Annotated in this window: 15 protein-coding genes; 10 read left to right on the top strand and 5 right to left on the bottom strand. The window is 55.0% G+C overall.

All coding sequences use genetic code 11. The annotated features are described in order from the left end of the window. Nucleotides 1-8 precede the first annotated feature (8 nt). The 4 genes from ACQG22_RS15305 to ecpA are packed head-to-tail and all read right to left on the bottom strand — an operon-like array spanning nucleotide 9 to nucleotide 5,488. On the bottom strand, nucleotides 9-1,625 hold the full coding sequence (locus ACQG22_RS15305) for a hypothetical protein (protein ID WP_023622609.1): 1,617 nt from the start codon (nucleotides 1,623-1,625) through the stop codon (nucleotides 9-11). A gap of 4 nt (nucleotides 1,626-1,629) precedes the next feature. Then, a complete protein-coding gene (locus ACQG22_RS15310) occupies nucleotides 1,630-4,122 on the bottom strand; it encodes a TcfC E-set like domain-containing protein (protein WP_369706983.1) in 2,493 nt (830 codons plus the stop codon). Nucleotides 4,123-4,176: 54 nt separating this feature from the next. After that, nucleotides 4,177-4,851 (bottom strand): hypothetical protein, encoded by a 675-nt coding sequence (locus tag ACQG22_RS15315; RefSeq protein WP_013097897.1) that lies wholly within the window; start codon nucleotides 4,849-4,851, stop codon nucleotides 4,177-4,179. Between the two features lie 52 nt (nucleotides 4,852-4,903). Then, on the bottom strand, nucleotides 4,904-5,488 hold the full coding sequence (ecpA, locus tag ACQG22_RS15320; protein WP_013097898.1) for a common pilus major fimbrillin subunit EcpA: 585 nt from the start codon (nucleotides 5,486-5,488) through the stop codon (nucleotides 4,904-4,906). Between the two features lie 790 nt (nucleotides 5,489-6,278). Here ecpA and ACQG22_RS15325 point away from each other — a divergent pair. The 10 genes from ACQG22_RS15325 (at nucleotide 6,279) to yegS (ending at nucleotide 20,563) form a co-directional block, all read left to right on the top strand. Then, a complete protein-coding gene (locus ACQG22_RS15325; protein ID WP_369706651.1) occupies nucleotides 6,279-7,481 on the top strand; it encodes an MdtA/MuxA family multidrug efflux RND transporter periplasmic adaptor subunit in 1,203 nt (400 codons plus the stop codon). Beyond that, nucleotides 7,481-10,603, top strand: coding sequence for an MdtB/MuxB family multidrug efflux RND transporter permease subunit (locus tag ACQG22_RS15330; RefSeq protein ID WP_369706650.1), 3,123 nt, complete (start codon nucleotides 7,481-7,483; stop codon nucleotides 10,601-10,603). The genes ACQG22_RS15325 and ACQG22_RS15330 overlap by 1 nt, the downstream gene beginning before the upstream one ends. Then, nucleotides 10,604-13,681 (top strand): multidrug efflux RND transporter permease subunit MdtC, encoded by a 3,078-nt coding sequence (gene mdtC, locus ACQG22_RS15335; RefSeq protein WP_013097901.1) that lies wholly within the window; start codon nucleotides 10,604-10,606, stop codon nucleotides 13,679-13,681. Next, entirely contained in the window at nucleotides 13,682-15,097 is a 1,416-nt protein-coding gene (locus tag ACQG22_RS15340; RefSeq protein WP_102752101.1) for an MFS transporter, read from the top strand. It abuts the gene before it with no gap. After that, nucleotides 15,094-16,497 (top strand): two-component system sensor histidine kinase BaeS, encoded by a 1,404-nt coding sequence (baeS, locus tag ACQG22_RS15345; protein ID WP_020690175.1) that lies wholly within the window; start codon nucleotides 15,094-15,096, stop codon nucleotides 16,495-16,497. Before ACQG22_RS15340 ends, baeS begins: the two co-directional genes overlap by 4 nt. Then, nucleotides 16,494-17,216 carry a two-component system response regulator BaeR gene (gene baeR, locus ACQG22_RS15350; protein WP_013097904.1) on the top strand — a complete coding sequence of 241 codons (723 nt, stop codon included), beginning with the start codon at nucleotides 16,494-16,496 and terminating at the stop codon, nucleotides 17,214-17,216. Before baeS ends, baeR begins: the two co-directional genes overlap by 4 nt. Before the next feature lie 163 nt (nucleotides 17,217-17,379). Next, nucleotides 17,380-18,741, top strand: coding sequence for a tRNA 5-hydroxyuridine modification protein YegQ (gene yegQ, locus ACQG22_RS15355; protein ID WP_040022494.1), 1,362 nt, complete (start codon nucleotides 17,380-17,382; stop codon nucleotides 18,739-18,741). Nucleotides 18,742-19,088: 347 nt separating this feature from the next. Further along, the gene (locus ACQG22_RS15360) at nucleotides 19,089-19,331 is read left to right on the top strand and encodes a hypothetical protein (RefSeq protein ID WP_013097906.1); all 243 of its coding nucleotides are present in this window, start codon (nucleotides 19,089-19,091) and stop codon (nucleotides 19,329-19,331) included. Beyond that, nucleotides 19,324-19,539 carry a membrane protein insertion efficiency factor YidD gene (gene yidD, locus ACQG22_RS15365; protein ID WP_071829996.1) on the top strand — a complete coding sequence of 72 codons (216 nt, stop codon included), beginning with the start codon at nucleotides 19,324-19,326 and terminating at the stop codon, nucleotides 19,537-19,539. Before ACQG22_RS15360 ends, yidD begins: the two co-directional genes overlap by 8 nt. Nucleotides 19,540-19,663: 124 nt before the next feature. Then, nucleotides 19,664-20,563: a lipid kinase YegS gene (gene yegS / locus ACQG22_RS15370; protein WP_013097907.1), complete on the top strand. Its 900-nt coding sequence runs from the start codon at nucleotides 19,664-19,666 to the stop codon at nucleotides 20,561-20,563. A gap of 46 nt (nucleotides 20,564-20,609) precedes the next feature. Here yegS and fbaB read toward each other — a convergent pair whose 3' ends face one another. Then, on the bottom strand, nucleotides 20,610-21,662 hold the full coding sequence (fbaB, locus tag ACQG22_RS15375) for a class I fructose-bisphosphate aldolase (RefSeq protein WP_008500869.1): 1,053 nt from the start codon (nucleotides 21,660-21,662) through the stop codon (nucleotides 20,610-20,612).

Consider the following 21,662-nt stretch of genomic DNA (forward strand, 5'->3'; position numbering starts at 1 on the left):
CCATCCGGTCATTTTGTCACCCCTACCCAGTTCGCCATGACTTTTATCTCCCCACTGGCGCTGACCACGCCTTCCCAGTCAGAACCTGATACCGTTAAAGCAGAGCGAGAATCGTCCATCGGAAAGAGCAGTGATAAACGGGTATTGAAGTAACTCCCGTCATCAGTGTTGTTGGCGTCCCAGGGCGTTTGTTGCCACAGAGCATCATTCAGGCTTATGGCCGCTTCACCACAGCTATTTCTTGCCTGAGTCACACTACCTGACTGGTTGTTATACTCAAGATAGGCCGGTATCGGCACACTTACTCCACCTTGTGCGGACGTAAACAGGCAGTACGGCGTGTCATTTAACGTTGTGCTATCGCCAATAACTTGCGCGGTAATGCTGTCAGCCTGGCGAGGGCCTGAAACAGTAACGGTATAATCCATTCTTATTGGCGTATCCTCGCCAATAGTGCCGCTACCGCTAGCAGACGTTGTATTATTAGATGAAATAATACTTATCCCATACTCCTTAGGTACGATATTAAGCTGTAACGAAGGCGTGAACTGGTAATAACCTGACTCAGGTGTTAGAGCATTAGTAAACGCAAAGGTAAACGGCTGGCTATTCGTAATACTGACGCCCGCATTGACCAGATTTTTGAGAAATGTCTGCGACAAAAAGAGGTACACATATTCACCGCTGGTGGTGAACACGTTGTAATACGCCGTCGATGCACTGAAGTTATACCATGTGGAGCCATTACCGGAATACCGCACGGTGGCCGCTGCAGGGGTAAATCCAAGCGCTGTTGAATCCACATACGCCCTGAACGTCAATGATGCCGTCAGGTTAGCTGTCTGCTGAAGATTATAGCTGACCATTTTGCAGATAACACCGCTCACGTTACTGACGACGCCCAACTCACAGGCACCTGAATCATTGGTAATACTCGGCGTGCCGTCGCTGGCGATCCACAGTTCCTGGAAGGCGCTGGTCGATTCCAGTGCCAGATGGCCGCGTTTGGTTAACGTGTAGTTTACGTAGTTCCAGCGTCCTGAGGACTGATCTTTGCAGCGCTCGCCTGCCGCGTAATCATAATTGACCGAGGTATAACAGCGATTGAAAACATATGTTTCGCTACTTCCGGTGGCCATATTGCGGAAATATTCGTAGGCAGAGTCACTCAGGGAGGCAAACCCATATGCCCCGCCGACCACACCGGCGACAGACCCGACCTGAGCATGGTAGAAACCGTTGCTGTCCGTTCCCTGACCCGTAATATACCCTGTCGTTGGGCACTGCGTTCCACTGTAGCAACGAATACCGCTAAACGGTCCATCGATTGGGGAATTATCAATCCACATATCCTGATAGTTATTCGCCGGTGCCAGCCAACCTACGTAGCCTAAATAGCCTAGACTTACCTGGGAAGTTCCATATTTCACCCAGGTATTCGACCCGCTGAAACGTGGATCAAGCGAGGAAGGAGTAATAAAGTACTCACCATCAATGGCATTTTCGATAAACATAAAATTATTACTGACAGATCCGGAGGATGTCGCCGTCAACGCTTTCGCTGTAAAGGGTGTTAAGGCACCGACAATGAGTAAAGGAATAATAATATTTGCACTTTTTTTCATAGAATTACCTCTGCGCGATTGTCGATTGCAGTGCACATTTAACATCACCCACCCACGCAGCCCCCCTGGCTTTATCCAGATCCAAATCGGCTTCACAGATACTTCCATTAGCTGATACCAGGGTAATGATGGGATACTTTTTATCGATATCGATCGCGAACTCACCTTTCCCGTCAGTCCGAGTTTTGCCTATGTGATTATGGATATCTGTGTTCGCCGCCAGTTGCCCATCGGGATAGCGGACGCGACCAAATACGGTCACCATACTTTTCACTTCCGGTGCAACAACGCTCACATTCCCTGGATACAAGTTCATCGCGTGTTTGCGTCCGGAAACAATATCGAAGCTGTCTTCGGAGTTCCGGTCGTTCATAATTTCCAGTTTGTATTGCGCATACGGAGGGAGCGCAATAAAGGTCGATTTACCGCTCAACAGGTAATTGCGGTTATTGACTTTTGCTGCCAGTTTTCCATCGCCTGCCAGACCCGTTTTAACAATGATCCCCGAGCGTTGTCGCTCATTACTCAGACCAACATCACCGCCAGCCCAGGCTATTGCCCCGAGAGAAGAGAAGTTCATGTTAGTCGAGTTATCTGTTGAACGAGTGACAGAGACCGTCCCGGCGTTATATTGGGTGCTGTAACTGACATTGCCATTGACGGAATAATCGTTGCCGTAATTCTGCTCTCCGCTCAGGCGCGTCGAGGCAGAAACGCCTGCTGAGGTGATTGGGCCATCTTTAAACTGTTTACGAGCGCTGATATTGCCCTGCGTCGCACCGTAACGATCGCGCGATGCGCCCACACTTAACCAGGAGGCCAGTGGTAACGAGAAGTCCAGGCTGACATAACGCTCCTGACGACCGTCATCATTCGTGTTGTTATAGAAGTAGCGCTGTACACCCGCCCGCAGACCGACAGTGGCATACCGTCCGGCATAAAGTGTTGTGCTGTAATCTATATTGCGATACTTATTGCCTGAATAGCGGTTTTCCGTCTGGCTTAGCGTTAGCGATCCTCCGTGTGGAATAACGCTTCCCAGGTTGATCGTGCCGCCAATGGAGTAGTTATCACGTTCTTGCACCGGCAAACGGTCACCAATTTTGCTGTCTTCCCGAGAGGCCCACACTGAGCCAAATCCACCGGGTGCGCTGACATTCACATTGCTGACATTTCGCCAGGTTCCATCATTTGCCAGCATCGTTTGCGCACCCACACTCACGTATTCGTTCACATTTAACGTGATATCAGTTTCGTTAACCGCATTGGAATCAAAACCGTAAAGCGTTGACTTCATATTCAGGCCGGAAAGCACCGCCAGCGTCAGAGAAGCCGCGCCCCCTCCAATCCAGCTCTGTTCACTGCCTAAGTCACGGTAATGATTGCGCTTATAACTGACGCGATCGTAATCAAGCGAACCGCCAAAGACCTGCCATGAGATCTCATGCAGCCCCGCCGCCTGCTGGCGTGAGAAGATTTTATTTACGCGACTCATGCGGGTATTGACCGTGCGCCCATTGACGACAATATCCACCGTAACGTCGTACACCCCGTAAGGGAAACGGCTGGTGTCAATTTCGTAGCTGCCCATGTTAAAGTTCTGAACGCTCAGCAGGCGTCCGTCACGAAATACATGCACCTCCCCAGCTGCCGGTAAAAAGACCGTAATCGGGGTCAGCGAAAGGGAGGTATTTTCGACAACGGTGCTGCCTTTATTTCCGTAGCTTGCACCGTAGATTTTTCCGCCGTTTAAGGCGTTAAGACTGGCAATAGACTGGACATTCCACGTATCAAGCATTCCTAATGCCAGGCGATAACCTTCGTAATCGCGCTCGTACATCGCCCGATAAACGTTGCTGGAACCATTACTTTCACCAATACCATATACCGAACCATTAATATTAAAATGGTGCTCACGAAGTGACGTTGTATTATCCAGCGTTAAATAGCTGCGGGAACTGTTGCCGTTTTGATAATCATTGTAATAGGTACCAAAACTGTAATTGAGCACGTTAGTTAACCGGTCAACGCTTGACGGACCTAACAAGGAGCTGCGCGCCACAACAGCCTCGGTCAACGCGTCCCTGCTGACGATCATCTCCAGGTGGAACGATGAAATGTTCAGTTGAAGACGTGCTTCAGGCGTAAGGGCAATAGCGGTGTTGTCCTTAAATTTCACATTGCCTATTTTTTCTACCATCTCGCGCGTTTTATCCGCCAGCACAGCATTGTTTGGCAAGTCAGAAACCATTATCGATTTGACTGTAATATTCCCGTCAACCAATGAGATCACCGCATCAGCAATTTTTTGCTGGCTTTTTTCGTCCGTCTCTTGATACCGAATAAACACCGGAACTGTCATCCCTTGCTCCAGAGAGCGCGCAAAAGTACCAGGAATGACATAATGACCAATTTTAACGGGGGCGGAATGAACTGCCCCTGGTGTTAACGCTAAAGAGAGAAATACACTCCCTCCAATAAAATATTTAAATGACATATGCATCCTTACACTTCAGCATTTTATTATTGGCACCGGTAATGGCGTCGTGCATTACTTCACTGTAATAAATTGCTTGCCATGCCAAATGCCAATACGAGTGCGGCTGTTTGATACATCGCTTTTTTGAAGCCTTATTTTGGTTCCAGGCATAACGTAATAGCGTTCCCGGCATCCCCGCCCCTGGTCCTGAGCGGGATCCTTACACACGCCATAGGCAATCACGCGGAAAGAGACATTACCTGTGTTGATGATCAAATCGTCCTGACGACTGTAGTTGAAGCGCTCATTACGCGGAGCTACAACTAAAATAGTCCCAATTTCCGCTGAAGCCGTTGCCGTCGCGGCTTTGCCCGCTTTCGTTGCTGCGCTTTCGCTCACAGGTTCATCAATCCATTGCAGGCGATAATAGCGTTCTTTATCATCCTCTGGCCCTTTATAGAAAAAGCGGAAAACATCTTTCGCGTCGCCTGGAAGAATAAGGCTGGCGGGTGTAGACAGTAATTCGCCTGGATTAATGCTTATTTCGGTGCCATCAGGCAACGGTGATGAGAGTCGTTTCACCGTAACGCTGACATAGCGTGCGGAATTCGTCGTGTTGATAATCTCTTTCGATAATGAACTCTGCTCGGAAGTCATTATCGACGTGATATCACCCACATTAATTGCCCAACTGGAAAAAGACGTAGCGATCCCCGCCAATATGGCAAAGGGTAAATATTTATTCATCAGTACATTCCTAAGAAATTCGGGAGAAAAATCTCCCGAATTTTTTCATTCATTACGCAGGCGTGGTCCAGGTCGCGTTGAACTGTACTTTCACATCGCCTGTCCAGTAGCCATCAGGCAAAGCAGAATAGTCAGTGACAGCTGTTGAACCATCAGACGTCGCAGAGGCGATAGAGAACTTAAAGCTGGACTGATCGCTCACGCGTTCAGCACCGTTATAAGCACCGTCAGCCATCAGACTTTCCAGACCAGAAGTTGATGAGGCATTAACCAGAACGGTTTCAGCAGAACTGGAAAGTGCATTACCGTTCCAGGCAACACCGACATCCAGAGTAGATGCATCGCCGCTTGCATTGGTTAGGGTATTGCTAATGACCTGTGCAGTCAGTTCAAAGTCGGTTGCACTTTCCTGTCCCTGGATCGTAATGTCAAAAGCACCATCCTGAGTATTAAAAGCATTCAGACCTTCCGCATACTGGAATGTCAGGGAGTTCAGCGGAGTAACAACCAGCATGCTAGTTGTATCTTTTGTTGCTGTAGCATCCCATGACGCAGTGGCAGATGCAGTAACATCAGCCATTGCATTTGCTGCTGCGAAAACAGAAACCAGAGAGGCCACCAGTAATAATTTTTTCATTTTCTTCTCCTAAGAACAAACGCGCAACCTGGCACTTTTCATAATAAGTAACCGGGAAGCTCCATTTAATTGCGAGCGAGAATTGCCGCGCCGAAAAATTATGTTCCGAGATATTGTTAACAGCAACAGCATGAAATTATCAAATCCTCAACATCATTAGGAATTTTCTTGTCTGGAAGATAAGTAAATGCCTACAGATTAGAGTTTAAAACCATAAAAATTCATAATTAAGTTTTTAAATCTAAAAAATAATCACATTAAAGAATTTGCATCCATTCTTGCTTTTTGATGCAAATCAAAATTAAAAAAAGATTCAAAAGATTAAAAAACATTTCAAATCAATAAACTATGAAAACCCTCAGAAAAGAAAAAACTTGTTAAAAAAATGCTACAAAAACAACCCATTTTAGTAAAAAATGAAATATTCCTAACGCAAATAAATAAATCAAGGAAAATTCTTATACGCAACCTAAAAGTAATAACGCACGAGAAATTCATTATTTTTGTGGTTATTTATAAAAATAAGAATATTCCGCGAATAATATAAAAATCCTGGTATTCGAATGATACGGTTTATTTCGCGCATTTATCACAACGTGTTGCTGTTCTTCGCCGCTTTCACTCAAAGCGATGAGATAGCATCTTATGCCCGTGCACACGGTGTCACATTGCCCTCTCCGCCATTCAGACAATTCCCGACAGTCTTCCATATTTCCTCCATTTTTCTGCCGACTGACCTGACTAAACTAGTATCATTCCCCGAAGTGTTTCAGGATGAGAACGTATAACGATGAAAGGCAGTCATAAATCCCGCTGGGCAATCGCCGCTGGCATCATTGTGGTGGTCCTTGCCGCCGCCTGGTACTGGCACACTCAATCCGCCGAGCCTTCTACTCCGGCAGGCGCCAGCAGTCAGTCAAAACGCCCTGCGGGCGGGGGACGTCACGGTATGCGCGGCGGCGCGCTGGCACCGGTTCAGGCGGCCACTGCGGTGAATAAAGCCGTGCCTCGCTATCTCACAGGCCTGGGGACCATTACCGCCGCCAACACCGTCACGGTACGCAGCCGCGTCGACGGTCAGCTCATGGCGATCCACTTCCAGGAAGGTCAGCAGGTGAAAGCTGGCGATTTACTGGCCGAGATCGACCCAAGCCAGTTCAAAGTCGCCCTTGCCCAGGCTCAGGGGCAGCTTGCCAAAGACAAAGCCACGCTCGCTAACGCCCGGCGCGATCTGGCGCGCTATCAGCAGCTGGTGAAAACCAATCTGGTCTCTCGTCAGGAGCTGGACACGCAGCAATCGCTGGTCAGCGAAACCCAGGGCACCATCAAAGCTGACGAGGCCGCGGTGGCCAGCGCGCAGCTGCAGCTTGACTGGAGCCGCATCACCGCGCCAATTGACGGACGCGTTGGCCTCAAGCAGGTCGATATCGGCAACCAGATCTCAAGCGGAGATACCACGGGCATCGTGGTCATAACCCAGACCCACCCAATTGATTTAGTCTTCACCCTGCCGGAAAGCGAAATTGCGACGGTGGTGCAGGCGCAGAAAGCCGGAAAGGGGCTGGTGGTGGAAGCCTGGGACCGTACCAACAAGCAGAAATTGAGCGAAGGTTCTTTGCTTAGCCTGGATAACCAGATCGACACCACCACCGGCACCATCAAGCTGAAAGCGCGCTTTAACAACCAGGACGACGCCCTCTTCCCGAATCAGTTTGTAAATGCACGCATGCTGGTGGCGACGGAAGAAAACGCGGTGGTGATCCCCACCGCCGCGCTGCAGATGGGCAACGAAGGTAACTTCGTCTGGGTGCTGAACAGCGACAATAAAGTCAGCAAGCACCTGGTGAAAACCGGGATTCAGGACAGCCAGACGGTTGTGATCAGCGCCGGACTCTCTGCGGGCGACCGCGTGGTGACGGACGGTATCGATCGTCTGACCGAAGGCGCCAAAGTCGAAGTGGTTGCACCCGCGAAACAGGGAGCGAACTCCTGATGCAGGTCATGCCGCCAGGCGCAACAGGTGGGCCATCACGCCTGTTTATTCTGCGCCCTGTTGCCACCACGCTGCTGATGGTGGCGATCCTGCTCGCCGGGATTATTGGCTATCGCTTCCTGCCCGTCTCGGCGCTGCCGGAAGTGGATTACCCCACCATTCAGGTCGTTACCCTCTATCCTGGCGCCAGCCCGGATGTGGTGACCTCCGCCATTACCGCTCCGCTGGAACGCCAGTTTGGTCAGATGTCGGGCCTGAAACAGATGTCATCGCAAAGCTCCGGTGGGGCGTCGGTGGTGACGCTTCAGTTCCAGCTCTCGCTGTCACTGGACGTGGCCGAGCAGGAGGTGCAGGCTGCGATCAACGCTGCCACCAACCTGCTGCCGTCAGACCTGCCTAACCCGCCGGTCTACAGCAAAGTAAACCCGGCGGATCCGCCAATCATGACCCTTGCTGTCACCTCTTCCGCCATGCCAATGACCCAGGTGGAAGACATGGTCGAAACCCGCGTGGCGCAGAAAATTTCCCAGGTCTCCGGCGTCGGGCTGGTAACGCTGGCGGGCGGACAACGCCCGGCGGTGCGCGTGAAGCTTAACGCGCAGGCCATCGCTGCGCTGGGGCTGACCAGCGAAACCATCCGCACCGCCATCAGCAACGCCAACGTCAACTCGGCGAAAGGCTCGCTGGACGGCCCCACCCGCGCCGTGACGCTCTCGGCCAACGATCAGATGCAGTCTGCCGATGAGTACCGTCAGCTGATTATTGCCTACCAGAACGGTGCGCCGGTACGTCTGGGTGACGTCGCCACCGTTGAACAAGGCGCGGAAAACAGCTGGCTGGGTGCGTGGGCCAACAAACAGCAGGCGATTGTGATGAACGTGCAGCGCCAGCCGGGCGCTAACATCATTGAAACCGCCGACAGCATTCGCACCATGCTCCCGCAGCTTATCGAAAGCCTGCCAAAATCGGTCACGGTGAAGGTGCTTTCCGACCGCACCACCAACATTCGCGCGTCGGTTACCGATACCCAGTTTGAGCTGATGCTGGCGATTGCGCTGGTGGTGATGATCATCTATCTGTTCCTGCGCAACGTACCGGCAACCATCATTCCCGCCGTTGCCGTGCCGCTCTCGCTGGTGGGAACATTTGCCGTGATGGTGTTCCTCGATTTTTCGATCAACAACCTGACGCTGATGGCGCTCACCATCGCCACCGGCTTCGTGGTGGATGATGCCATCGTTGTGATCGAGAACATCTCGCGCTATATCGAGAAGGGTGAAAAACCGTTGGCCGCTGCGCTGAAAGGTGCGGGCGAGATCGGATTTACCATTATCTCGCTGACCTTCTCCCTGATTGCGGTGCTGATCCCGCTGCTGTTTATGGGCGATATCGTCGGGCGGCTGTTCCGCGAGTTTGCCGTCACGCTGGCGGTCGCCATTCTGATCTCTGCCGTGGTGTCGCTGACCCTGACGCCAATGATGTGCGCCCGTATGCTGAGCCATGAATCCCTGCGCAAGCAAAACCGCTTCTCTCGTGCCTCTGAGCGGATGTTCGAACGGATCATTGCCGCTTACGGCCGGGTGCTGGCAAAAGTGCTTAACCACCCGTGGGCGACGCTCGGCGTGGCACTCGGCACGCTGGCACTCAGCGTCATGCTGTGGATCGTTATCCCGAAAGGCTTTTTCCCCATCCAGGACAACGGCATTATTCAGGGCACGCTTCAGGCGCCCCAGTCGGTCTCCTTCGCCAGTATGGCGCAGCGTCAGCAGCAGGTCTCTGACATCATCATGAAAGATCCGGCGGTGGAAAGCCTGACCGCGTATGTGGGCGTCGATGGCACCAACCCGTCGCTGAACAGTGCGCGTCTGCAAATCAACCTCAAGCCGCTGGATGACCGCGACGATCGGGTCAACGCCGTCATTGAGCGGCTGCAAACTGCCGTGGCGCGCGTGCCGGGGATTGAACTTTACCTGCAGCCAATTCAGGATTTGACCATCGATACCCAGGTCAGCCGCACGCAGTACCAGTTCACGCTTCAGGCCACCAGCCTTGATGCGCTGAGCACGTGGGTACCGCAACTGGTCAACAAACTCAAGGCGCTGCCGCAGCTTTCTGACGTCAGCAGCGACTGGCAGGACAAAGGGCTGGCGGCATATGTGAACGTCAATCGCGATACTGCCAGCCGGCTGGGCATCACCATGTCCGACGTGGACAACGCGCTCTATAACGCCTTTGGTCAGCGCCTCATCTCCACCATTTATACCCAGGCGAATCAGTATCGCGTGGTGCTGGAAAACAACACCGATAACACGCCCGGCCTGGCCGCGCTGGACTCGGTGCGCCTGACCAGCAAAGACGGTGGTATTGTGCCGTTAAGCGCCATAGCCAGCGTGGAGGAGCGTTATACGCCGCTGTCGATTAACCATCTCGATCAGTTCCCGTCCACCACCATCTCGTTCAACGTACCGGACAACTATTCGCTGGGGGAGGCGGTCGAGGCCATTCTGGGCGCGGAGAAAGAACTCAACTTCCCGTCTGATATTCAGACCCAGTTCCAGGGCAGCACCCTGGCGTTCCAGGCTGCGCTGGGCAATACCATCTGGCTGATCGTGGCTGCGGTGGTGGCGATGTACATCGTCCTCGGGGTGCTGTACGAAAGCTTTATCCACCCAATCACCATCCTCTCCACCCTGCCGACCGCCGGGGTGGGTGCGCTACTGGCCCTGATGCTGGCGGGCAGCGAACTGGACGTCATCGCCATTATCGGCATCATTCTGCTTATCGGGATCGTGAAGAAAAACGCCATCATGATGATCGACTTCGCCCTTGCCGCCGAGCGCGAGCAGGGCATGTCGCCGCGAGACGCCATCTTCCAGGCCTGCCTGTTGCGTTTTCGTCCGATTCTGATGACCACGCTCGCCGCCCTGCTGGGCGCGCTGCCGCTGATGCTCAGCACCGGCGTCGGTGCGGAGCTGCGCCGTCCGCTGGGTATCGGCATGGTCGGTGGTCTGCTGGTGAGCCAGGTGCTGACGCTGTTCACCACGCCGGTGATTTACCTGCTGTTTGACCAACTGGCCCTGTGGACCAAAAGCCGCTTCCCGAAACGTGAAGAGGAGGCGTAAGTGAAGTTTTTCGCCCTCTTCATTTACCGCCCGGTGGCGACGATTTTAATCTCGCTCGCCATTACGCTGTGCGGCGTGCTGGGCTTCCGCCTGCTGCCGGTAGCCCCCCTGCCGCAGGTGGATTTTCCGGTGATCATGGTCAGCGCATCGCTGCCGGGCGCGTCGCCAGAGACCATGGCCTCGTCGGTTGCCACGCCACTGGAACGCTCGCTCGGGCGAATTGCGGGGGTCAACGAGATGACCTCCAGCAGCTCGCTCGGCAGCACGCGCATCATTCTGGAGTTCAGTTTCGACCGGGATATTAACGGTGCGGCGCGCGACGTGCAGGCGGCGATCAACGCCGCGCAAAGCCTGCTGCCGAGCGGAATGCCAAGCCGCCCGACCTACCGAAAAGCCAACCCGTCCGACGCGCCGATCATGATCCTGACGCTGACCTCGGACACCTATTCCCAGGGGCAGCTCTACGACTTTGCGTCGACCCAACTGGCGCAGACGATCTCACAAATAAACGGCGTGGGTGACGTGAGCGTTGGCGGTAGCTCCCTGCCCGCCGTGCGCGTCGGCCTGAACCCGCAGGCGCTGTTTAACCAGGGCGTGTCGCTGGATGACGTGCGCTCCGCCATTAGCAGCGCCAACGTGCGCAGGCCGCAGGGGGCGATAGAGAGCAACAGCCACCGCTGGCAGATCCAGACCAACGACGAGCTCAAAACCGCCGCCGAATATCAGCCGCTCATCATCCACTACAATAACGGCGCGGCGGTACGTTTAAGCGACGTGGCCAGCGTCACCGACTCGGTGCAGGACGTGCGCAACGCCGGGATGACCAACGCCAAACCAGCCATCTTGCTGATGATCCGCAAGCTGCCGGAAGCCAATATTATTGAAACGGTAAACAGCATTCGCGCGCGTCTGCCGGAGTTGCAGAAGACCATTCCGGCCGCTATTGATCTGCAGATTGCCCAGGATCGTTCGCCGACCATTCGCGCCTCGCTTGAAGAGGTGGAACAGACGCTGGTGATCTCCGTCGGGCTGGTGATCCTGGTGGTGTTCCTGTTTCTGCGCTCGGGCCGCGCAACGCTTATTCCCGCCGTTGCGGTACCGGTGTCGCTGATTGGTACCTTCGCCGCCATGTACCTGTGCGGCTTTAGCCTGAACAACCTGTCGCTGATGGCGCTGACCATCGCCACCGGCTTTGTGGTGGATGACGCCATCGTGGTGCTGGAGAATATTTCCCGCCATCTGGAAGCCGGGGTAAAACCGCTGCAGGCCGCCCTGCAGGGCACGCGCGAAGTGGGCTTTACGGTGCTCTCCATGAGCCTGTCGCTGGTGGCGGTATTCCTGCCGCTGCTGTTGATGGGCGGGCTGCCGGGGCGACTGCTGCGCGAATTTGCCGTCACCCTTTCGGTGGCTATCGGCATCTCGCTGATTATCTCGCTAACGCTCACGCCAATGATGTGCGGCTGGATGCTTAAGCGCAGCAAACCGCACTCGCAGCCGCGTCGTAAAGGGTTTGGTCGTTTCCTGTTGGCAATGCAGGAAGGGTACGGAAAATCACTGAAGTGGGTGCTCAACCACACGCGGCTGGTTGGTCTGGTGCTTGTCGGCACCATCGCGCTCAACGTCTGGCTGTATATCTCCATCCCGAAAACCTTCTTCCCGGAGCAGGACACCGGCGTGCTGATGGGCGGCATCCAGGCTGACCAGAGTATTTCCTTCCAGGCGATGCGCGGCAAGCTGCAGGATTTTATGAAGATCATCCGCGAAGACAAGGCGGTGGATAACGTTACCGGCTTTACCGGCGGGTCACGCGTTAACAGCGGGATGATGTTTATCACCCTTAAGCCGCGCGGCGAGCGCAATGAAACGGCGCAGCAGGTGATAGACCGGCTGCGAATGAAGCTCGCCAAAGAGCCAGGCGCCAACCTGTTTTTGATGGCCGTTCAGGATATCCGCGTGGGCGGACGTCAGGCGAACGCCAGCTACCAGTACACCCTGCTCTCTGACGATCTGGCCGCGCTGCGCGAGTGGGAGCCCAAAATCCGTAAAGCGCTGGCCGCCCTGCCGCAGCTGGCGGACGTGAACTCCGATCAGCAGGACAACGGGGCAGAGATGGCGTTGACCTACGATCGTGAAACCATGTCGCGGCTGGGCATTAACGTTGAAGCCGCCAACAGCCTGCTGAATAACGCCTTTGGCCAGCGCGAGATTTCCACCATCTATCAGCCAATGAACCAGTACAAGGTGGTGATGGAAGTGGACCCGCGCTATACCCAGGACATCAGCGCGCTGGATAAAATGTTTGTCATTAACAACGACGGTAAAGCGATCCCGCTCTCTTACTTCGCCAGCTGGCGGCCTGCTAACGCGCCGCTCTCTGTGAACCATCAGGGGCTGTCGGCAGCGTCCACAATCTCCTTTAACCTGCCCACCGGTTCGTCGCTTTCCGAGGCCAGCGAGGCCATCGACCGTGCCATGACCCAGCTCGGCGTGCCCTCGACCGTGCGCGGCAGTTTTGCCGGGACCGCGCAGGTCTTCCAGGAGACGATGAATTCGCAGGTGATTTTGATTCTGGCGGCCATTGCCACGGTCTATATCGTGCTTGGCGTGCTGTATGAGAGCTATGTTCATCCGCTGACCATTCTCTCGACGCTGCCGTCGGCAGGCGTGGGGGCGTTGCTGGCGCTGGAGCTGTTTGGCGCGCCCTTTAGCCTCATCGCCTTAATCGGGATCATGCTGTTAATTGGTATTGTGAAGAAAAACGCCATCATGATGGTGGACTTTGCGCTGGAGGCTCAGCGTAACGGCAACCTGACGCCAGAAGAGGCAATTTTCCAGGCCTGCCTGCTGCGTTTTCGTCCGATCATGATGACCACGCTGGCGGCGCTGTTTGGCGCGCTGCCGCTGGTGATCTCCGGTGGCGATGGTTCAGAGCTGCGCCAGCCGCTGGGGATCACTATTGTCGGTGGGCTGGTGATGAGTCAGCTCCTGACGCTCTACACCACGCCGGTGGTCTATCTGTTCTTTGACCGCCTGCGGCTGCGTTTTTCACGTAAAAACAGAACCACGGTGACCGGGTAAATGACTGATCTTCCCAGTAACGTTCGCTGGCAATTATGGATAGTGGCCTTCGGCTTTTTTATGCAGTCGCTGGATACCACCATCGTCAACACCGCCCTCCCCTCAATGGCAAAAAGCCTGGGGGAGAGCCCGCTGCACATGCATATGGTGATTGTCTCCTACGTGCTGACCGTTGCCGTGATGCTCCCTGCCAGCGGCTGGCTGGCGGACAAAGTGGGGGTGCGCAATATCTTCTTCACCGCTATCGTGCTGTTTACCGCGGGGTCGCTGTGTTGCGCGATGGCGAATACGCTGGATCAGCTGGTGATGGCACGCGTTCTGCAGGGCGTCGGTGGGGCTATGATGGTGCCAGTCGGGCGACTGACGGTGATGAAAATCGTCCCGCGCGAGCAGTATATGGCGGCAATGACTTTTGTGACCTTACCAGGCCAGGTGGGTCCGCTGCTTGGTCCGGCGCTGGGCGGCATACTCGTGGAATATGCCTCCTGGCACTGGATTTTCCTCATCAACCTGCCGGTGGGCATTATTGGCGCTATCGCCACCCTGGCATTGATGCCCAACTACACCCTGCAGACGCGGCGCTTTGATGTAATCGGTTTTCTGTTGCTCGCCACCGGTATGGCGACGCTGACCCTCGCTCTCGACGGGCAAAAAGGGCTGGGAATCTCCTCACTGACGCTCGCCATTCTGATCGTTATCGGGATGAGCGCCATTCTGTGGTATCTGTGGCATGCCAGAGGAAACGACCGGGCGCTGTTCAGCCTGACGCTGTTTAAAAACCCTACTTACCGGCTTGGCCTGTTCGGAAGTTTTGCGGGGCGCGTGGGCAGCGGCATGCTGCCGTTTATGACACCCGTGTTCCTGCAAATCGGTATGGGCTTTTCACCGTTTCACGCGGGGCTGATGATGATCCCGATGGTGCTGGGCAGCATGGGAATGAAGCGCATTGTGGTGCAGGTGGTTAACCGCTTTGGCTATCGCCACGTGCTGGTCACCGCCACGCTGGGGCTGGCACTGGTCAGCCTGCTGTTTATGGCCGTAGCGCTGATGGGCTGGTACTACGCCCTGCCGCTGGTGCTGTTCTGCCAGGGCATTATTAACTCCATGCGCTTCTCGTCGATGAACACCCTGACGCTGAAGGATCTGCCGGACGAACTGGCAAGCAGCGGCAACAGTCTGCTGTCGATGATCATGCAGCTCTCCATGAGCGTGGGGGTCACCATTGCCGGTTTACTGCTCGGCATGTACGGTCAGCACCATCTCAGCATCGACACGCCGGTGGCGCATCAGGTCTTTTTATACACGTATCTCAGCATGGCGGTTATCATCGCCCTGCCCGCTTTCATCTTCGCCCGTGTGCCGGATGATACCCGTAAGAACGTCGTTATCCGGCGCAGTAAGAGGAGTGGATCATGAAATTCTGGCGTCCGGGCATTACCGGTAAGCTCTTTCTGGCAATTTTTGCCACCTGTATTGTCCTGCTGATCACCATGCACTGGGCCGTGCGGCTCAGCTTTGAGCGCGGTTTTATCGATTACATTAAGCATGGTAATGAGCAGCGCCTGCAGGGTTTGAGCGATGCACTGAGCGAGCAGTATGCCCAGCACGGGAACTGGCGTTTTTTACGTAACAATGACCGTTTTATCTTCCAGATCCTGCGCTCGCTGGAGCACGATAGCGGCGATGACCGCCCCGGCCCGGGCATGCCGCCCCACGGCTGGCGCACCCAGTTCTGGGTGATCGACCAGGATATGCGCACGCTGGTTGGCCCACGTGCGCCCATTCCCCCGGACGGCACCCGGCGGGCAATCAAAGTGAATAACGCTACCGTCGGCTGGGTTATCGCCTCGCCAGTGGAACGCCTGACGCGCAACACCGATATCAACTTCGATCGTCAGCAGCGCCGGGCCAGTTGGCTGATCGTCATCCTCTCCACGCTGCTGGCCGCGCTTGCCACCTTCCCGCTGGCGCGGGGCCTGCTCGCCCCGGTGAAAAGGCTGGTGGAAGGTACGCATAAACTGGCCGCCGGGGATTTTTCCACCCGCGTGGACACGCGCAGCCAGGATGAGCTGGGTAAGCTGGCGCAGGATTTTAACCAGCTCGCCAGTACGCTGGAGAAAAACCAGCAGATGCGTCGCGATTTTATGGCCGATATTTCGCACGAGCTGCGCACCCCGCTGGCAGTGCTGCGCGGCGAACTGGAGGCCATTCAGGACGGCGTGCGCAAGTTCACGCCCGAATCCGTGGCCTCGCTGCAGGCGGAAGTGGGTACGCTGACCAAACTGGTAGACGATCTGCACCAGCTCTCCATGTCAGACGAAGGGGCGCTGGCCTATCAGAAAGCACCGGTGGACGTAATCAACATTCTGGAGGTCATCAGCGGGGCTTTCCGCGAACGTTTTGCCAGCCGCAACCTGACCATTGACCTCTCCCTGCCGGACAGCGCGGTGGTGTTTGGCGATAAAGATCGTCTGATGCAGCTCTTCAACAACCTGCTGGAAAACAGCCTGCGCTACACCGACAGCGGTGGCGGACTGCACATCTCCGGCAGACAGGAAAACGGCCGCTTCGCCCTCACCTTTGCCGACTCCGCTCCCGGCGTGCAGGATGCGCAGCTGGAAAAACTGTTTGAACGTTTTTATCGCACCGAAGGCTCCCGCAACCGTGCCAGCGGCGGCTCCGGGCTGGGACTGGCGATTTGCGTTAATATCGTCGAGGCGCACAATGGCACCCTGCGTGCCGCCCATTCGCCTTTTGGCGGGGTTAGCATTACAGTAGAGTTACCGCTGGAACGGGATTTATCGAGAGAAGCATGACCGAATTACCGATTGACGAAAACACGCCACGCATTTTGATTGTGGAAGACGAGCCTAAGCTTGGGCAGTTACTCATCGACTATTTACGTGCGGCCAGCTACGCCCCGTCGCTTATCAGCCATGGCGATCAGGTGTTACCGTACGTGCGCCAGACGCCGCCGGATCTGATCCTGCTGGATCTGATGCTCCCCGGAACGGATGGCCTGACCCTGTGCCGGGAAATTCGTCGCTTCTCCGACGTGCCGATCGTCATGGTGACGGCAAAAATCGAAGAGATCGACCGCCTGCTGGGACTCGAAATTGGCGCGGACGATTACATCTGCAAACCCTACAGCCCGCGTGAAGTGGTCGCCCGCGTGAAAACCATTCTCCGCCGCTGTAAACCGCAGCGCGAGCTTCAGGTGCTGGACGCCGAAAGCCCGCTGATTGTCGATGAGAGCCGCTTCCAGGCCAGCTGGCGCAGCAAGCTTCTCGACCTCACGCCTGCTGAGTTCCGCCTGCTGAAAACCCTTTCCCACGAGCCGGGGAAAGTGTTCTCTCGCGAGCAGCTGCTCAACCACCTGTATGACGATTACCGCGTGGTGACGGACCGCACCATCGACAGCCACATCAAAAACCTGCGCCGTAAGCTGGAGGCGCTCGACGCCGAACAGTCATTTATTCGCGCGGTGTATGGCGTGGGATACCGCTGGGAAGCGGATGCGTGCAGGATTGCATAGCTAAACGCCCCCTCACCCTAACCCTCTCCACAAAGGGGTGAGGGGCAAAGCTTTACCTCCCTGCCCCGCGGCGCTACAATGCCCGCCCTTAAAGTGGGGGATCTCCCCTTACCGCTGCACCTGGTGCACGCGGATCTGACCTGTCATCAGAACGAGAATAAACATGTTTAAACCGGAACTCCTTTCCCCGGCGGGAACGCTGCAAAATATGCGTTACGCTTTCGCCTATGGTGCCGACGCCGTCTACGCGGGCCAGCCGCGCTACTCGCTGCGCGTGCGCAACAACGAATTCAACCACGAGAATCTGCAGCTCGGCATCAACGAAGCGCATGCCCTGGGCAAAAAATTCTACGTGGTGGTCAACATCGCGCCGCACAACGCCAAGCTGAAGACGTTCATCCGTGACCTGAAGCCGGTGGTGGATATGGGGCCGGACGCGCTGATCATGTCGGATCCGGGTTTAATCATGCTGGTTCGGGAGAACTTCCCGGAGATGGATATTCACCTCTCCGTGCAGGCTAACGCCGTGAACTGGGCGACGGTCAAATTCTGGAAACAGATGGGGCTGACCCGCGTCATTCTGTCGCGTGAACTTTCCCTCGACGAAATTGAAGAGATCCGCACCCAGGTGCCGGATATGGAAATCGAAATTTTCGTTCACGGTGCGCTGTGCATGGCCTACTCCGGGCGTTGCCTGCTCTCCGGTTACATCAACAAGCGCGACCCGAACCAGGGCACCTGCACCAACGCCTGCCGCTGGGAATATAATGTCCAGGAAGGCAAAGAGGACGATATCGGTAATATCGTCCACAAGCATGAGCCAATCCCGGTTACGAACGTTGAGCCTACGCTGGGCATCGGCGCGCCAACCGACAGCGTGTTTATGATTGAAGAGGCCAAACGTCCGGGCGAGTACATGACCGCCTTTGAAGACGAGCATGGCACGTACATCATGAACTCAAAAGATCTGCGCGCCGTCGCCCACGTTGAACGTCTGACCCAGATGGGCGTGCACTCCCTGAAAATTGAGGGCCGCACCAAATCCTATTACTACTGCGCGCGTACCGCACAGGTGTACCGCAAAGCGATTGACGACGCGGCAGCCGGTAAACCGTTCGACACCAGCCTGCTGGAAACTCTGGAAGGTCTGGCGCACCGCGGCTATACCGAAGGTTTCCTGCGTCGTCATACCCATGACGACTACCAGAATTACGAGCATGGCTACTCCGTGTCCGAGCGTCAGCAGTTTGTCGGCGATTTTACCGGCGAGCGCAAAGGTGCGCTGGCCGCCGTGGCGGTGAAAAACAAGTTCACCAAAGGCGACAGCCTGGAGCTGATGACCCCGCAGGGCAACATGAACTTCACGCTGGAACACCTGGAGAACGGCAAAGGCGAAGCGATTGAGGTTGCGCCGGGCAATGGTCATACCGTCTGGCTGCCGGTACCGGAAGAGGTGGAGCTGGAGTTTGCCCTGCTGATGCGCAATTTCAACGGTGAAAGCACCCGAAATCCGCATAGTAAATAGTCAACCAGGGAAATTTTTTCGCGCCGGGAAAATTCTTAGAATCGGATCACATACCGCTTCGTTCAATACGGGTATTATCCCCAGCGCTGAAAAACATAACCCATAAATGCTAGCTGTACCAGGAACCACCTCCTTAGCCCGCGTAATCTCCCTTACGTGGGCTTATTTTTTTAATGCTCTGTTTTTCGCCATTCTGCTGCACTTGCATGGAACATCTCCTGAGGAAATAAAATTACACTTTTGATGCCTGTAGGCGATCGCATCACCTTGTTTCTGCAACAATCCATTTGAATCAAAAGAAGTCAGGCCTTACCATCAATAACCACTCAAACAGCAAGGGATTCTATATGTACACCTATAAGATGGTTCAGATTCCACCAAACATTTCTATCAAGGCAAAGGATAATAAAGATGGCATTGCAGCAGCGTATTTAGAGCAAGAAGTGAATTCCTGGGCTGCCGAAGGGTGGGAATTCCAGCGCGTTGATACAATCGGTATAGAAGAGCGGCCAGGGTGCTTTGGCGGAAATAAATCAACATTGACCCACTATTATGTCATTACTTTCAGAAAAGAAGTGACAGATGCTTAAATGGCTTAGCATACATTTCATACTCTTATACCGTAACCATGCCCCAATGAGTATCCGTAATCGCTGCCGCCATACTCCTTCCTGCTCAAAGTACACGCTGATTAGCCTGAAGCGGTTCGGTTTTCTGAAAGGGTGGAGATTGGGATTACAACGCATTTATCGCTGTCGTCCTCCTCATGGAGGTTTCGATTACCCTCCTCATAAATGAGTCTAAATTGGAAAGGCCTCCAGATAAAATTGGCGGCCTTATTTTTCCCTTTCATCCTGTTCTTACCCGCTTTTTTCCGCACTGCTATACACTCTTACTAACGCTAAAAAAGGGAGCAGCGAGGATGGCAACCTATCCAGACAGTTTATTGATTCTAAATGGTAAAAGTGCAGGCAACGATCTGCTGCGTCAGGTAATCACTGATTTGCGGGAAGATGGGGCGCGGATCCATGTACGGGTCACGTGGGAAAAAGGCGACGCGGCACGGTATATCCATGAAGGCCTGACGCTGGGCGTCGAGACTATTATCTCCGGCGGCGGCGACGGCACCATCAATGAGATCGCCTCTGCGCTTGTCGACCTGCCCAGCGAAGACCGTCCGGTGATGGGCATTTTACCGCTCGGTACCGCCAATGATTTTGCCACCAGCGCTGGCATTCCGGAGGAGTTGAGTAAAGCCCTGCAACTGGCGATCCTCGGCAAAGCTACCGCCGTGGACATTGCGCAGGTGAATGACAAAACCTGCTTTATCAACATGGCGACGGGCGGGTTCGGCACGCGGATCACCAGCGAAACACCGGAAAAACTCAAAGCGGCGCTGGGCGGTGTCTCTTATCTGATCCACGGCCTGATGCGCATGGACACCCTCAAGCCTGACCGCTGCGAAATTCGCGGCGAGGATTTCCAGTGGCAGGGAGACGCGCTGGTGATTGGCATTGGCAACGGTCGTCAGGCAGGCGGCGGGCAGCAGCTTTGCCCGGAGGCGCTGATTAATGACGGTCAGCTTCAGCTGCGTATTTTCACCGGCGACGGCCTGCTGCCCGCGCTATTTACCACGCTGACGCAGCCCGAAGAGAGCCCAAACATTATTGCCGGAAAATCCGCGTGGTTCGAAGTGAATGCCCCGCACGGGATGACGTTTAATCTGGATGGGGAACCGTTGAGCGGGGAGCATTTCCGCATAGAGGTATTGCCCGGCGCGCTGCAGTGCCGGTTGCCGCCGGATTGTGTGCTTCTGCGCTAATCCCCTCACCCCAGCCCTCTCCCAAAGGGAGAGGGAGAGTGAGGCGTCAGGCGATCGTCACTTTACTGTCCAGATAAACATCCTGAACTGCATTGATCAGCTTCACGCCGTCAGCCATCGATTTCTTAAACGCTTTACGGCCAAGTATCAGCCCCATACCGCCTGCGCGTTTGTTGATAACCGCCGTGCGTACCGCGTCAGACAGGTCAGTATCTCCACCCGCCGCACCGCCGGAGTTAATCAGCCCGGCGCGTCCCATGTAGCAGTTCGCCAGCTGGTAGCGCACCAGGTCGATCGGGTTATCGCTGGTCAGTTTGCTGTAGACACGGTCATCGGTATAACCGAAGTTCACCGCCTTATAGCCGCCGTTATTCTCGGCCATTTTCTGCTTCACGATGTCAGCGCCAATGGTTGCGGCCAGGTGGTTCGCCTGACCGGTCAGGTCAGCTGAGACGTGGTAATCCACCCCGTCTTTTTTAAACGCGGAGTTACGCAGATACGCCCACAGCACGGTCACCATCCCGAGCTCATGTGCGCGTTCAAAGGCAGCGGAAATCTCTTCAATCTGACGACGGGACTGCTCAGAGCCGAAGTAGATCGTTGCCCCAACCGCTACTGCGCCCATATTGAACGCCTGCTCTACGCTGGCGTAGAGGGTCTGGTCATATTCGGTTGGGTAGCTGAGCGTCTCGTTGTGGTTCAGTTTGACGAGGAAAGGAATGCGGTGGGCATAACGCCGTGAAACAGACGCCAGCACGCCATAGGTAGAGGCCACACAGTTACAGCCTGCTTCAATCGCCAGCTCAACAATGTTCTTCGGATCAAAGTAGAGCGGATTGGCTGCAAAGGAGGCGCCTGCCGAGTGCTCAACGCCCTGGTCAACCGGCAGAATCGAGAGATACCCGGTACCGCCCAGCCGCCCGGTATTATAGAGCGTCTGCATATTTCTCAGCACGGCCGGTGGACGGTTGTTATCCACCATCACGCGGTCAACGTAGTCGTGGCCGGGCAGATAAAGCTGGTCTGCTGGAATGGTCATACAACGATGCTGTAAAAGGCTGTCGGCGTCTTTGCCAAGCAACTGCGCAATATCAGTCAT

The organism is Enterobacter cloacae complex sp. 309I3 (genome assembly GCF_050031595.1).
GTDB classification, from domain to species: Bacteria; Pseudomonadota; Gammaproteobacteria; order Enterobacterales; family Enterobacteriaceae; genus Enterobacter; species Enterobacter cloacae.